Source organism: Okeania hirsuta (assembly GCF_003838195.1).
GTDB lineage: Bacteria > Cyanobacteriota > Cyanobacteriia > Cyanobacteriales > Microcoleaceae > Okeania > Okeania hirsuta.
Window position 1 is genome coordinate 1 of record NZ_RCBY01000184.1, and the last position, 14,842, is coordinate 14,842.

Here is a 14,842-nt window from a genome sequence, read left to right on the forward strand (position 1 = left end):
TGTCTCCTGTCTCCTGTCTCCTACCCCTACTAAAATACTTTTTCAGCAAACCCTATTTAAGAAGATTCTTTTTTATCGAATCTTCCTTCTTGAGTTATAGAAAGGGTAATAGCTAGGGAATATTTATAGGAATCTAAATTAATGAATCAGACTAAAATTACAGTAAGTCATTTAAGAGTCCATTATCGTACCGTTGAAGCGTTGCGAGACATTACCCTACAAGTACAAGCAGGAAAATTAACTGGTATTATTGGACCAAATGGCGCAGGTAAAAGTACCCTCTTGAAGGGAATGTTAGGGTTAATTCCCTTAAGTGAGGGTTCTATTATCTATAATGACAAACCTCTTTCAGAGCAGTTAAAAATAGTTGCTTATGTACCTCAGAGGTCGCAAATTGATTGGACTTATCCGGCCACTGTCTGGGATGTGGTAATGATGGGACGGGTAGCAAAAACAGGTTGGTTTCGTCGCTTTTCTACAGTGAGTCGGCAGATAGGGATGGAGGCGTTGGCCAGAGTAGGCATGGATGGTTATCGCGATCGCCCTATTGGTCAACTTTCTGGCGGTCAGCAGCAACGGGTATTTTTAGCACGGTCATTAGCTCAGGAAGCTGATATTTTTTGTTTTGATGAACCGTTTGTTGGGGTTGACCAGAAAACCGAAAATATTATTTTTGGGATTTTTCACGAATTAGCAAATTCTGGAAAAATTGTCATAGTCGTTAATCATGATTTAGGGGAATCTATTACTAATTTTGATGATTTGATTCTGTTAAATAAAGAGTTAATTGCTGTGGGCGATCGGCAGGTTGTATTGCAGGAAGAAAATTTATATCGTGCTTATGGAGGTAAAGTTGGTTTCTTTTCAGAACCTTTAGCGAAAATTGCTTAAAGCAGTTTTGGAGTTATAAGGTACAAAGTTTTGTGAGTTTAAGGAATAGGGAATTGGGAACAGGGAATAGAGATTAGTATTAAACAGTATCTTGCCCTTCCTCAAAAATGCTGTAATTATTCCCGATTTTTTTAGTAGGATTTAGGTTTTATACTGAGGGATATCGATGTTTTTTACAAATGGTAGAAGTAAGGAAGAGGGAAGAAGGAAGAGGGAAGAAAGATTGAATAAAAAAAGGTAATTTCAGTTAGCCTCTTGTGGTCGGAACTGCGGAATTCAGTTATCAGTAAAAATCATATATATATAACCATCTAAAATTAATTGGATCGGTTTTTTTTAAGTATCTTTAAACGATATGCACCTTTTTGTAGCATTCTTTTTTTTACAGGGCTTTTAACCGGACAATATTTAGTACTTTTAGCATATACATTATACTTTATATCGCTAAAGTCGATCCTATTTTGAAATTACCTAAAAACAGAAATATTCGGCATAACTTACGACTTTTTGGCAGTGAAATAATTTGTTTTATAGCTTTATTAGAAAATCAATAGACTAGTTTACTACCAGGAATAATTAGTGTAATTGTTATTTTTCCAGGATTAGTGTTACCAACTAGAGCTTTTCTTTATATAGGAACAGTCACATTTTTCATCAACGCTTTTAATCAACTAATTATCCTGAACTCTCTTTACTCTTTTTTCAAGTGGAGCATCGGTTTAATAGTAGGAATTGTCTTTATTTGGATAGCTGCAAGTTTTGAAACTCGACGAGAACAAATTAATAATTTATTGCAAAATTGGATAGAATAATTAGAAGAGTGGCAGTGAAAAAAAATCAAAAATATATATCTGCTAGAAATTAAAATATTTATTTCTAGCCTTTAACTATTAAGACTATAGCAGTAGGAAATCTTTGGGTGCATCTCAATTTTGAATAAAGCTAAAAATTTATCGCTTTTAGGGAACAGGCAACAGGCAACAGGGAATAGGGAATATATAGGAAAAAAGTATTTTTGCAAATGTGAGATGCACCCAAATATTTTGTCAAAAATACGATCATACAGTAATCCCAAATGATTTAAATCCGGTAGCATTGCTATTAACGCTCGTACAAGAAGAAAAAAAGTTATCAAGATTTGGTAATGGTGAATATGGACAATATTTTCATACCATATTAAACGGATTTGATATGATTTGTAAAAAATATAAGGATATATAAAAACTCTGAAACTTTTACCCCTATTCCCTGTTCCCTAAATTTAAAGAGATTGTTACCCGCAACTTAAATAGGATTGCTATATACATATATCAAAGTAGAAATATTTTCTAGTATATAAAATTATGTTAAAGTTTTTGCCATGTAATATGATGTTGTTCATATACACAAACAGGACAGACAGTAATGATTAGTTAGAAAAAAATATCAGATTTATCATTTTCTTTGTGGGTTTAATACCCCACCGTCTACAGGGTGTTCACGCATTACTTGGGGGAGCGAATCCCCATGTAATTTTCCTCCTGTCTCCTGTCTCCTGTCTCCTTCTTCAAGTTATAATATCGCTCCAACTTTTGCATAAGTTTAAAGATTATATTAATCAAACAAGGATGTCTAAAACAGAAGTAGTGGTAAGTGTATTGGCGGAATTTTTGGAGTATAAAGAAAGCCAACCCCAATTCATACAATACTATTATTAGAAAAAAGGGTAGAAGCATTAGAAAGTAGGGAATAGACAAATAGCTCGCAGGACAATCTAATATTTAACCCATAAGTAACTGATAAATTTTAATGTCCCACTCAACTATCCAGGTTCAACCACCCCTAAAATTTATTCCACCCAACTTCAAGCCACTGGTACGACTAGGTACAAAGCTAATGTTACCTTGGTGGCTTAAGTACCAAGTGTCTGTCGCCGACGTACAAGCAGATAACCTAGAAACCCTAGCCCAACTATATCAAAACTTCCATCAGGGGAAAAACCGCTTTCTGATGGCATTTCGTCATCCTAATGCCAACGACCCTTACTGTCTAGGGTATATGATCTGGTATCTATTGCCCAAATTTGCTAAACAACAAGGAATTACCCTTCCATCTCTTCTCCACTATCATTTTCTCTTTGACCGAGGTATTCCTTTATGGGCTGGTGATTTTGTAGGTAAATGGTATTCATATTTGGGAGGAAGTTCAATTCACCGAGGAAAAATAGACCGTCAGGGACTAAAATCAGCTCGTGAATTATTTGCCAATGGCAATTTACCAATGATGGCTGCTCCAGAAGGAGGTACTAATGGCCACAATGAAAGAGTTAGTCCCTTAGAGCCTGGTATTGCCCAGATGGGATTTTGGTGTGTTGAAGATATACATCAAGCAACTCGTTCTGAAGAAGTTTTAATTGTACCAATAGGTATTCAATACAAGTACTTGGGTGAACCATGGGAAAATATAGAGCGACTTTTAAGTAAGCTGGAAAAAGATAGTGGTTTGTTTTCAAGTTCAGAAAATCTTTTTCATCAGCAAAAATTAGCACCTTCTGCACTATACCAACGACTTTTGAGATTAGGAGTTCATTTATTAGAAAAAATGGAAGAATTTTATCGAAAATTCTACCACCGAGATTTACCCAAGTCAACTCAAGAAAGTTCTTCCCAACAATCTTTAATAGATGACCAAATGAATGAAATGATCGCCACTCGCCTCAATGCTCTTCTTGATGTTGCTTTGGAAGTGGCAGAAGAATATTTTCAAATTCAGGCCAACGGTAATTTTATAGATCGTTGTCGTCGTTTAGAACAAGCGGGTTGGGATTTTATATATAGAGAAGATATTGAAAATTTGGCGACTCTTTCTCCTCTAGACAGAGGTCTTGCAAACCGACTTGCACAAGAGGCTAGTCTGCGAATGTGGCACATGAGATTAGTCGAAAGTTTTGTTGCGGTTAGTGGCAAATATATTACGGAAAAACCGACAGTAGAAAGGTTTTCTGATACAACTCTACTAATATGGGATATGATTAATCGCATTAAGGGCGGTAATCCTCTCAAGCGTCCGATACTAGGAAAACAAATAGTATACATGACAGTGGGACAACCAATTTCTGTTTCCCAGCGTTGGGAGAGTTACAAAACTAAACGTCGTACAGCTATATCAGAGCTGACTCAAGATTTGCAAGAGGCACTGGAAGAAACGATTAAATGATAGTATCTGTGCCAAAAATTAATTTAACATTTGTAGGGAAAAGGGAATAGGGAATAGAAAATAAAATATACAATTAATTCGGTTATTCGGTTTAAAAAGCGTTTCGGTCTGAAATGCTCCGCAAACAGCCGCTAGGTGTTTAGCAGTCAGCTTTTGAGAAGTGGATACGCGACCCCTCCTATAACGCTACGCGCAAGTCAAAAGTCATAAGTCAGTAGTGGCGTTAACGATCGTTATGCGCAAGCTTTCGGCCGTTTGTCCGTACAAAAATAATCCCTGACTAACTTTGAGCATTTATAAATGTCCGCGCCCTATTTGCCTAGTGCTATAAAATTAAACGATAAGCTAGAAGTCGAGAATTTAAACCCAAGCTTTTAGCCCGCTGAAGGCTGTTTGCGGAGCATTCCGGTACGGAAATGCTGAAATGTTGATAGCTAGTTAACTACTTAAACAGAAATCGAAAGTTAAAAATTATAGCAATAGACAAGTAGGGCGCGGATATAGACTGATGATGTCCCAATCAGGATAAATTTTTTTTCACTGTTATCTGCTATAAAATTATAAATATATAGATTAAAAGCTTTGACTGAAAATAAATTTAGAAAATTATTTCAAATACCAAGTTTTGAATTATTTGTGAAATAATTTGAGTGAATTAGTATAGCAGTTGAAGGGGAGGTGAGGACATATCAAAAGCTTAAAACTCAGACAACACAATATTTTTTCTTCTGCCTTCTTCCTTCTACTATACCACTAATAAAACTTGACAAAACTATCCCCCGCCTAATTTTTTGTAATGACTAAAGAATCTATTATTAAATCCTCTAATTTAATTAAAAATAAGCTACTAAGTCTTTTGAGCCAAGAAATGTTAACTCCCTTAACTTCTGTGATGGGGATGGCAAGTGTTCTCCACCAAGAAATCTATGGTTCTCTAACTGATAAGCAGAGAAAATATGTAGAAGTGATTCATGAAAGAAGTCAATATTTACGATTGCTAGTTGAAGAAATTATTGGTTTAACAAAACTATATGAGTATGGCCAAAATTCAGAAAAAACTCCTGTTGATGTGAAAAATATCTGTCAGCAAATAGTAACAGACCTAGAAGCAGAAACAGTTCATCAGCAGATCAAAGTTCAATTATTAGCTGGATCTAGCGACCGGGTTTGTTTTTTTGATAAAACAATTTTAGAACAAACATTATACAACTTAATTTATAGTGTAATTAAATCTACAGTTTCAGGGAGTGAAGTAAAAATTCATTTGTCTGAAAAGCAAGAAGATTTTAAGATTGCACTGTGGGTTTCTCATCCTATCCTTGGAGATAATCTTCCTCATGCTCAACTATATTCTCACAAGTTATCAGAGATTGAAAACCAGGATAATCAGTCTAGCTTAATACTAAATAGATTACAGCTAACATTTGATGAACTAACAACAATAGTTTTTGACAAAACGTCAATACAAGGAGAAAATATTGCAGCTGAACCTACCCGCGAGCTATTGGGATTACTGTTAAGTTGTCAGTTAGCTGAACAAAATGGTGGCTCTTTCTGGGTTCAAGGTTCTACGGAATTAGGCTATCGATATATTTTAACTCTGCCACTTTCTAAGTAGGGAATAGGGAATAGTTTTCTTCTTATTTAAAATAGGGAATAGGGAACAGGGAACAGGGAATAGCTAACTGTAAAAAGGGTTTTTCCTGCAGGAACACTCCGCAAACAGGATTGAAAAATGTCTTAACCAATTCTTGTAAGTAGTCGTGCAAAATAAATTTCCTATTTGAGAGAGGCAACAGGCAACAGGCAATAGGGAGTCAGTAGGATGTGTAATTAATTTTGCATAGGTACTTATACCATTTATAAAAAGTCTTGCTACATTTCCTTGGGAGTAGGGAGTAGGGAGTAGGGAGTAGGGAGTAGGGTTTAAAGGCATAAGATATTTTGTATTAATGCCGATAATCCTTACAAACATTACTGAATTATTATTATCAGTTGATAACTGAAGTTGCATTGGAAGTATAGCATTATTTTTGGGAATTGGTATTAGTGCTATATTTTTCTCAAAAATAACTTTCTTTACTTGCTTATACTATTTGTAAGATTATTTATTTAATTGGTAACAACATGAACTCAGTTTGGCAGAAATTAACATTAACTAATCTTTCTTTTTCTAACTCTCCATGGCTAAATGCTAGCTACCTCTATGGTTTAATTAATGGTTCCCTCCATAACTGGCGACGAGGTAGTTGGTTAATGCAATGGGGAGAAGCTTTGGGTTTTGTCTTGCTGGCAATTGTATTTAGTCTAGCTCCTTTTGTAAATACTGCTCTGATTGGTTTATTATTACTTGCTGGTGCAGGGTTTTGGGTATTGCTTGCTGTTTCAGATAACACTCAGGAATATTTAACTCCTATTCATCTACTGATATTCGTTTATTGGGGTATTGCCACATTAGCAATGGCAACTTCGCCAGCAAGAATGGCTGCTTTTAGTGGATGGGTCAAGTTAACTCTTTATCTATTGTTATTTGTTTTAGGAGCAATGGTATTGCGATCGCCGAAACTCCGCTCTTGGTTAATTAGTATATATTTATTGGTTTCTTTGGTAGTCAGTTTCTACGGTATTCGTCAATGGATAGACAAAGTTGAACCCCTTGCTACCTGGAACGACCCTACTTCTGCTCAAGCTGGTATTACTCGCGTATATAGTTACTTGGGAAATCCTAATTTATTAGGTGGATATTTACTACCTGCCATTGCTTTGAGCTTTGTCGCAATTATCGCCTGGCGTAGTTGGCCACAGAAATTGTTGGCAGTAACAATGTTGCTAGTGAATTGTGCTTGTTTGCGTTATACAGGTAGTAGAGGCAGTTGGATAGGGTTTATAGCTTTGATGTTTGCTCTGTTAATTTTAATGTGGTATTGGTGGAGCATCTATATGCCCAGTTTTTGGCAAACTTGGTCGCTGCCAATAGCTGTAGGAAGTTTGGCAGGGTTATTAATTCTGGCGGTCGTGTTATTAGAGCCTTTGCGCGATCGCGTTTTTAGTATTTTTGCAGGTCGTCAAGATAGTAGTAATAATTTTCGGATGAATGTCTGGATGTCTGTGTTTGATATGATTCGCGATCGCCCGGTTTTGGGTATTGGACCGGGAAATGATGTGTTTAACAAAATTTATCCTCTTTATCAGCGACCCCGTTATAGTGCTTTGAGTGCTTATTCAGTACCTTTAGAAATTATTGTGGAAACTGGTTTTATTGGTTTTACTGCTTTTTTATGGTTGCTGTTGGTGACATTCAATCAAGGTGTATTAAATTTAAGACGTTTGCGAGATGCAGGCGATCGTCAAGGGTATTGGTTAATTGGGGCAATGGTGGCGATGGTAGGGTTAATGGCTCATGGTTTGGTGGATACTGTTTGGTATCGTCCTCAAATTAATACGCTTTGGTGGTTGATGGTGGCTATTGTTGCTAGTTATTACGGTGAGAAAGGAGGGAGTAGGCAGTAGGGACGTTGCATAAGGGCGTCCGTACAGAGTAGGGGGAAAGAATTGATAATTTCTCTGGAATAATTGATTTTATTTTTTATTATTGGAGATGCCTATTAGTTAGGACTTACGCAGTACAAGGTATTTTCGTCATTGCGAGCGACAGGGTTTGCGGAGCAGTCCGGAACGGAAAGCAATCTCAAATCCTAATTTTTCGTACCTCATGCGTAAGTCCTATTAGTAAGTTAAGTAAATAGTGATTTATAGCTAAACTTTGTTTAGATTAATCGGTAGTTGTACTCGCGTAATGGTAGATGGCGATGAACAGCGCTGCTTAATGGGAGCAATATGCTCCCACTACTGTTTTAAATGTGACAAGGCTTCTTGATAGTTATTTTCAGCTTGATAGACCCTACCTATTAAAATAAAAGTATTAGCTTTGAGCAAGTCATTTTTCAGTTCACTGGACAACGATAAAGCTTCCTTGCCTCTATCCAAAGCCTGGGAATACTTCTTTAATGACTCGTAGGTTCTAACCATTCCTGATAATGAAACCATTTGTCCAAACGAAATCTCCTGTTGTCGCCACAATTCCAGGGCTTGTTGATATTTCTCCAGTGCCATAGGATAATCTTGTGATTTTTGTCTAAATCTTAGTCATAGTTACCTGTTCCCTATTCCCTGTTCCCTCTTTTTAATTAATAAACAGCAAAATCAGTAATTTTACGTCGCTCAGGTGTTTTGAAACCAAGTACAATTTGCTGATGAGATATACCTAAATTAACAAGTTCATTAGCAATACCCTCTTCTGTGCCATCATGTTGTATCCAAATTTTTTGGTTGATAATGTCGATATGAATAAGAGTTCCATAAATTCGCCTACTATTTTGCCAACCTATTTCTATTAGTAAGTAATGATTTCCAGTTTCATCTATGACTAATTGACATTGCATTTCTGGGTCATTTCCGATATATTCAACATAGTCTTGTAATACTTTGATAATTGCTTCCTTGAGTTCAATGTTTAGAATATCCATTTAACAATTTCCTCTTGAGTGGGATTAAAGCTAACAAGACGTAATATTCGATCTTCTATTAATATTATTCCAGCTTCTTCTTCAAACACTGATTGACGTATTTCTTCAGAAACAGCTAAGTATAATTTTCGCTCAGGTTCGTAACGATTTAAAATATGTTCATACAATACAAATTGACCAATAGCTTGTTCTAAATCCTTCATTTCTGAAGCACTCCCAAAGCTTTTGACTTCAATAGCAATTTTTTCTAGTCCTTTTTCTGCCGCAATTAGACGTTCTGCACCTAGATCAACAAATAAATTTTTCCTCCTTGTAAGTTTAAGAAGATATGAATCCTCAGTGATTCTCCATCCGTCTTTTTGAATAGCAGATTTGACAGTATTATGATAATAATCGCGGGCTGGCATTATGATTATTTTCCTTACTGGACTAATCCGTAAATCCGTGGCCAAATCTGTGTCTGCAAATGCAATCTAAAATTCAAACCTTACCCAAAGAAGTTGTTAATTTAATTGCCGCTGGAGAAGTGATTGATTCTTTAGCAGCAGTAGTACGGGAATTAGTAGAAAATTCTCTGGATGCTGGTGCAACTCGCATCATAATTTCTATCATTTCTGAACAGTGGCGAGTGCAAATTTCTGATAATGGTATGGGTATGAATTTAGCTAATTTAAAACAAGCAGCTAATCCTCATAGTACGAGCAAAATTACTCATCTTCAAGACCTCACAAAAATTACCAGTTTGGGATTTCGTGGAGAGGCACTTCATAGTTTAGCTAATCTCTCAACTTTGGAAATATTAAGTCGTCCTAAGTCGCCTCTTTTAGAGAATGAAAATGAAGGTTGGCAAGTTGTTTATAACGAGCAAGGAAAGGCTGTTGAAGTTGAAAGAGTTGCTGTTGCTCCTGGTACTATTGTTAAGGTTTCTAATCTTTTTGGAAAATGGCCTGTACGTCGTCAAGGAATGCCTTCTTCGGCACAACAAATGCGAGGTATACAATTAGTTATTCAGCAAATAGCGCTTTGTTATCCTGATGTTACTTGGCAAATTTGGCAGGGTAGTAAGTTATGGATACAAATTAGTCCTGGCGCTACGGCAAAACAAATTTTACCTCAAATTTTATCTACGGTAAGATTGAGTGATTTACAGTATATTCAAAAAGAAATTGATGAACAAGAAGCAGAAGAATTAAATCTCAAAACATCAAATTTTTTCCAATATCAAGATTCTCAATTTTTGGATAGACAATCATTAGAATTAGTCTTAGGTTTGCCAGATAGATGTCATCGTAGACGACCAGATTGGGTGAAAGTTGCTATTAATGGAAGAGTGGTAAAAGTACCAGAATTAGAACAAAAAATTATTAGTTCTTTGGCGCGGACTTGCCCTCGCGATCGCTATCCTATATGTTTTATTCATTTCCAAATTTTTCCTCATCAAATAAATTGGAATCGTCATCCGGCGAAAACAGAAGTTTATCTTCATAATCTCAGTTTTTGGCAACAACAAATTGAGCTAGTAATTGCTAAGGCATTACAATTTAATATGGAAGTAATGCCAGAATTTCCTTTATCAGAAAGAGTGGAAAAAATATTAAAAGTATCTGAAAATACAGGGAATTATCAAACTCGTCGGTCGATACAAGTTTCTCCAGATAATACAGCAGAAAAAAATCAAGAATTTGGATTGATAGAACTCAAAGCGATCGCTCAATTACACAATACTTATATAGTAGCTGAACATCCGAATGGCATTTGGTTAATTGAGCAACATATTGCCCATGAAAGAGTTTTATATGAAAAATTATGTGATGCTTGGGAAATAATTTATTTAGAGCCACCAATTATTTTGCATAATTTATCTTCAGCTCAAATAGAACAACTTCAACGTTTAAATATAGAAGTAGAAATTTTTGGAGATTTCCTTTGGGCAGCTCGTACTGCTCCAGCAATTTTAGCTAAAAGAAATGACTGTGCTGAAGCTTTAATTGAACTGAGTAAAGGTGGTGATTTAGAATCTGCTAAAGTAGCTACTTCTTGTCGAAGTGCTATTAGAAATGGAACTCCTTTAAGTCTGTCAGAAATGCAAAGTTTATTAAATCAATGGCGACTTACTCGCAACCCTCGTACTTGTCCTCATGGCAGACCGATTTATTTATCTTTAGAAGAATCAGCTTTAGCTCGTTTCTTTCGGCGACATTGGGTAATTGGAAAAAGTCATGGTATTTGAAGGAAGAAGGTGGTAGGTGGTAGGTGTTAGATAAGTAATATTATGTTCTGTTGAATAGTTATAAATAACAAGACAGAACTCAGGTAAGATATCTGTCAGATTGGTGAGTTGCAGTATTTACCTCCAAAAGGTATAAATTATAAATTGCCAAGGATTTCATATATTTTGAGAACATTGATATTATTCCACTCCCTAGAATAACTTTTAGGCGCTTTGTCAGCTATTAGGTGGTAGCTTTTAGGTTTTAGGTAAGTAATACTATGTTCTATTGAATACTTATAAATAACAAGGCAGAACTCAGGTTGTATATCTGTCATATTGGCGAGTTATATCAAGTCTCATTAATTAGCCATAATAAAAATGTTTTCTATGATAAATTTTTCCCTGTTACCTGTTCCCTGTTCCCTAAAATTTTTATTGTGGGCATTTAAAGATACATGGTATTAGAGTATTTACATCCAAAAGGGTTTTATACATTTTTAGAACATTGATATTATTCCACTCCATAGACTGACTTTTAGACACTTTATTACCTATTAGGTTTTAGGTAAGTAATACCATTTCTCAAAAACTTTTCTACACTTTGTTGAGCAGGGGAGTATGGTAGTGGGGTAGTGTGGGGAGAATCAAACATAAGAATAATTAACATTAACTTAGCTGAAATTAGCAAAAAAGTGATTTTACTTGTGCTGATTAGTTGACAACTGAAGTATTGCTATACTTGGGCAATACTTTTGGGAATTGGTATAATACCAAGCGTGAAAAAAGGGGGTTGCACATTATGGAATGATACTGCCAAAAAGAGGTTTAGACTTTGACTAAAAAAACCTAATATTAATTGTTCTAGCAATTATCAAATCCAAAATCAAATTCAATCAAAAATCTCAAATCATTCGCCACTGTGCAACGCCGAAAAAAGAATGTTACGAATAATCAGGGCAATTAAAATACTTTATAGGAGATGTCTCTTGGAGGAAAAAGATAAGTTCAGACCTAAAAATTGCTATTAAAGCTATTCATTCTGACTCAGTCAGACTGACTTCTCCTCCACGGTCGGGGTTAGGGGTGGGTTGACTCCTAAGAAATATCCTAGCTATTTGTAGCAAAAATTTATCAATTTTGTATAAGTAGGTAGGTCTAATTAAACGTAAAAAAATTGTAGGGGCAGGTTTAACCGACAGCTTTGACTTCAGCGCGATCTAGTTCTAAAAACCCGCCCTCTAATATTGCTTTTATTTATGCTCATCTACTTAATATCATCTTCTGTTGAATAGTTATAAATAACAAGGCAGAACTCAGGTAAGATATCTGTCAGATTGGTGAGTTACAGTATTTACCTCAAAAAGGTATAAATTATAAATTGCTAAGGATTTCATACATTTTTAGAACATTGATATTATTCCACTCCCTAGAGGGACTTTTAGGCGCTTTGTCACCTATAAAGTTTGTCCCATTAGGCAAACTTTCTCATTTACCAAATAATTAAATTTTAAAGCCTTTCCTTTAAAGAGGAAAAAATAAAAAATTTTCCTTTTAGTTAATCCTTTTCTTTTCAGAAGGTATCTATAAAATAAATCTTCAGGGATGTTAAAAAATTGGTTCTAGTGGGTTACGGCTAATCATAGCGACAACTATGAAGTTTAACTATTAATCTGCGCCTAACCCACCCTACACCAGAATTTAATATTTTATTTACAGATACCCTCTCCTTGAGAGGTAATTGTTAATTGTTAAAAACTGCCAAACTACCACCTAATACTTAATATTTTCAAGATGAATTATTCCCAATATCGACAGTCATTTTATTCAGAAATTAATCAACCTGATGAAAAAATAGATTTAGCTAAAGCTGCTCTTTATTTAGCTTTAGAATATGAACTAGAATTTGACCCTGATGAATATCTGAATGCTCTGGATACCATGGCAGATGAAGTTCGAGAAAAACTACCAGAAACGCTTTACCCTCTACAAATTATTAAAAGTATTAATAACTATCTCTATGATGATTTAGGCTTTGCTGGAAATACAATTGACTATTACGATCCACAGAATAGTTTTCTGAATCAAGTAATAGAAAGACGCACTGGTATTCCAATTACTTTATCCCTCGTTTATCTAGAAATTGCTCATAGAATTAATTTTCCGATGGTTGGTATTGGAATGCCAGGACATTTTTTAATTCGACCTGATTTTGAAGAAGCTGGCATATATGTAGATGCTTTTGATCGAGGTGAAATTCTTTTTCCTCAAGATTGTCAAGAAAGATTGGCCAGGATTTATGGTCGAGCGGTAGAGCTACAACCTCAGTTTTTGGCAAAGGTAAGTAAAAAACAATTTTTAGCACGAATGTTGACAAATCTTAAAGGAATTTATTTGAACCGAAATGAGGGGTTAAAAGCTATTGCAGTTATCGACCGGATTTTATTATTATTTCCTGATGCAATTGTAGAAAAGCGAGACCGAGGCGTATTATATTATCAGTTAAATTTTTGGGCAGAAGCTCGTCAAGATTTAGAGAGTTATCTAGTAAATCTTCCTCAAGCAGAGGATGTAGATATAATTAGACAATTACTGGCTAGTATGAGTCAAGATTTATAACTGAATATGACAGATTTGGGGAACCCAATCTCTCATCTTTCAGACCTTATATACAAGAGTGAAAATACATTGAACAAATGTAATTATTAATTTTTGAGGAATAGCAGAATGAAAAATATTTTTAATTCAGGGCAATCGAACAATAAATCCAAAAAATTTGCTGATTTTAGGCAAGGAATATCAAAGTTTTTCTACCTTTTTTTTGCAGGATTTTTGGCAATTATTAGTAGTGTTTTAATCTTTACTTCTCAACCAGCAGATGCTATAGATGAAATTAAAATTACCTATGACGGTTTGAATATACCCATAGCTATTGCCGATCTAGTAACTTTTGCTGAGACAGGAGAACAGTCTGAGCAATTAAAGTCACTGTTTTTAACTGCAAATGCTACTCAAGAAAATATTGATACAGTTCGGGAAATTTTAAATTATAAATTAGAGGTTGAAGCTGATTTTGTAAATACATTATTAGAATCGCGTTATGGCAAACTTGGTGTAGAACAATTTAGTCGTTATTTTTCTCCAGATAGTAATGTATCTCAAGTAACTAACGATATTATTGATACAGTTAATCGAATGATTAGTGATGGAGAAATATCATTTTTAGAAATGGTGCAAGAGTTTAAATGGACAGATAAAATTTTGATTGATGCTAAAGGTATTGAAACATTTTTTGTAGAGACTATTGATTTTGCAAAAAGAGGACTAGATTTTCTCAAGGCCCAGCCACAGCTACAAAAATTATTCTGTGAGTAGTCTACAGGTCAGGAAGGTAAAAGAAGCAAGAAAGAAGAAGGTTAATTCTCAATTATTTCAGCTAAAATTAATATTTTTTACTGAATAATTAAGGTTGAAAACCTCTTCTTTTAAGAAGGTAGAAGGCAGAAATAAAAATTTTCGTTGTCTGAGTTTTAAGTTTTTGATATGTCAAATACAGTCATGCTGACTACTATAATTATTAATTGTTGAAAACTAATTTGTTGTCATAATTTTTGATAAATTTAACCCGAGTGCTGCGCAGAAAGTAAGAAGATAAAATTGAAAATAAGGAGTTTACCTCACGGGGTGACAAGCACTTCAAAACTATTGTTTGTAAGGATTTAAAGGATATCCACTCTGTCAAAAATTGAGGTTTTTTATAGGAGTGGGATCATCATTATTAGTGAGGGTGTGGGTTCGCGATATAGCTGCCGCTAGGCTCCGCCAACGCTAACCAACACCACAAATTACATTGATTCATTGTTCAATCAAATGTATCTTAGAACATTTATGTAAGTCAATTGAAAATTGTTTAATCATCAGATGAAAGGTAAGACATTGAGTGTAAATAGTTAGGGTTTGCTGAATAAAGTCTTATGGGTGAGGGTAGGAGACAGGAGACAACCCACCCCTCGCCCCTCCC

General features: G+C 35.1%; 10 protein-coding genes and 1 pseudogene. 8 read left to right on the forward strand and 3 right to left on the reverse strand.

Translation table 11 applies throughout. The features are described 5' to 3' along the window. The first annotated feature begins 141 nt into the window (after positions 1–141). The 5 genes from D5R40_RS23800 (at position 142) to D5R40_RS23820 (ending at position 7,596) form a co-directional block, all read left to right on the forward strand. Positions 142–891: a metal ABC transporter ATP-binding protein gene (locus D5R40_RS23800; protein ID WP_124147098.1), complete on the forward strand. Its 750-nt coding sequence runs from the start codon at positions 142–144 to the stop codon at positions 889–891. A gap of 605 nt (positions 892–1,496) precedes the next feature. Next, positions 1,497–1,703, forward strand: coding sequence for a hypothetical protein (locus D5R40_RS23805; protein WP_124147097.1), 207 nt, complete (start codon positions 1,497–1,499; stop codon positions 1,701–1,703). Positions 1,704–2,679: 976 nt separating this feature from the next. After that, entirely contained in the window at positions 2,680–4,086 is a 1,407-nt protein-coding gene (locus D5R40_RS23810; RefSeq protein ID WP_124155305.1) for a 1-acyl-sn-glycerol-3-phosphate acyltransferase, read from the forward strand. A gap of 796 nt (positions 4,087–4,882) precedes the next feature. After that, positions 4,883–5,704: a sensor histidine kinase gene (locus tag D5R40_RS23815; protein WP_124155306.1), complete on the forward strand. Its 822-nt coding sequence runs from the start codon at positions 4,883–4,885 to the stop codon at positions 5,702–5,704. Positions 5,705–6,213: 509 nt separating this feature from the next. After that, the gene (locus tag D5R40_RS23820) at positions 6,214–7,596 is read left to right on the forward strand and encodes an IctB family putative bicarbonate transporter (RefSeq protein WP_124147094.1); all 1,383 of its coding nucleotides are present in this window, start codon (positions 6,214–6,216) and stop codon (positions 7,594–7,596) included. 336 nt (positions 7,597–7,932) lie between these two features. Here the strand turns inward: D5R40_RS23820 and D5R40_RS23825 are convergent. From D5R40_RS23825 to D5R40_RS23835, 3 genes and pseudogenes are all read right to left on the reverse strand, one after another. After that, positions 7,933–8,211: pseudogene (locus D5R40_RS23825) on the reverse strand (tetratricopeptide repeat protein); the annotation flags it as partial. A gap of 62 nt (positions 8,212–8,273) precedes the next feature. After that, positions 8,274–8,612 (reverse strand): XisI protein, encoded by a 339-nt coding sequence (locus D5R40_RS23830; protein WP_124147093.1) that lies wholly within the window; start codon positions 8,610–8,612, stop codon positions 8,274–8,276. Further along, a complete protein-coding gene (locus D5R40_RS23835; protein ID WP_124147092.1) occupies positions 8,600–9,019 on the reverse strand; it encodes an element excision factor XisH family protein in 420 nt (139 codons plus the stop codon). The genes D5R40_RS23830 and D5R40_RS23835 overlap by 13 nt, the downstream gene beginning before the upstream one ends. Before the next feature lie 59 nt (positions 9,020–9,078). Here D5R40_RS23835 and mutL point away from each other — a divergent pair, with 59 nt between their 5' ends. From mutL to D5R40_RS23850, 3 genes are all read left to right on the forward strand, one after another. Then, positions 9,079–10,842: a DNA mismatch repair endonuclease MutL gene (gene mutL, locus D5R40_RS23840; RefSeq protein ID WP_124147091.1), complete on the forward strand. Its 1,764-nt coding sequence runs from the start codon at positions 9,079–9,081 to the stop codon at positions 10,840–10,842. A gap of 1,773 nt (positions 10,843–12,615) precedes the next feature. Continuing rightward, positions 12,616–13,440 (forward strand): SirB1 family protein, encoded by an 825-nt coding sequence (locus D5R40_RS23845; RefSeq protein WP_124155307.1) that lies wholly within the window; start codon positions 12,616–12,618, stop codon positions 13,438–13,440. A gap of 213 nt (positions 13,441–13,653) precedes the next feature. After that, the gene (locus tag D5R40_RS23850) at positions 13,654–14,196 is read left to right on the forward strand and encodes an alpha/beta hydrolase (protein WP_161565057.1); all 543 of its coding nucleotides are present in this window, start codon (positions 13,654–13,656) and stop codon (positions 14,194–14,196) included. Positions 14,197–14,842 lie beyond the last annotated feature (646 nt).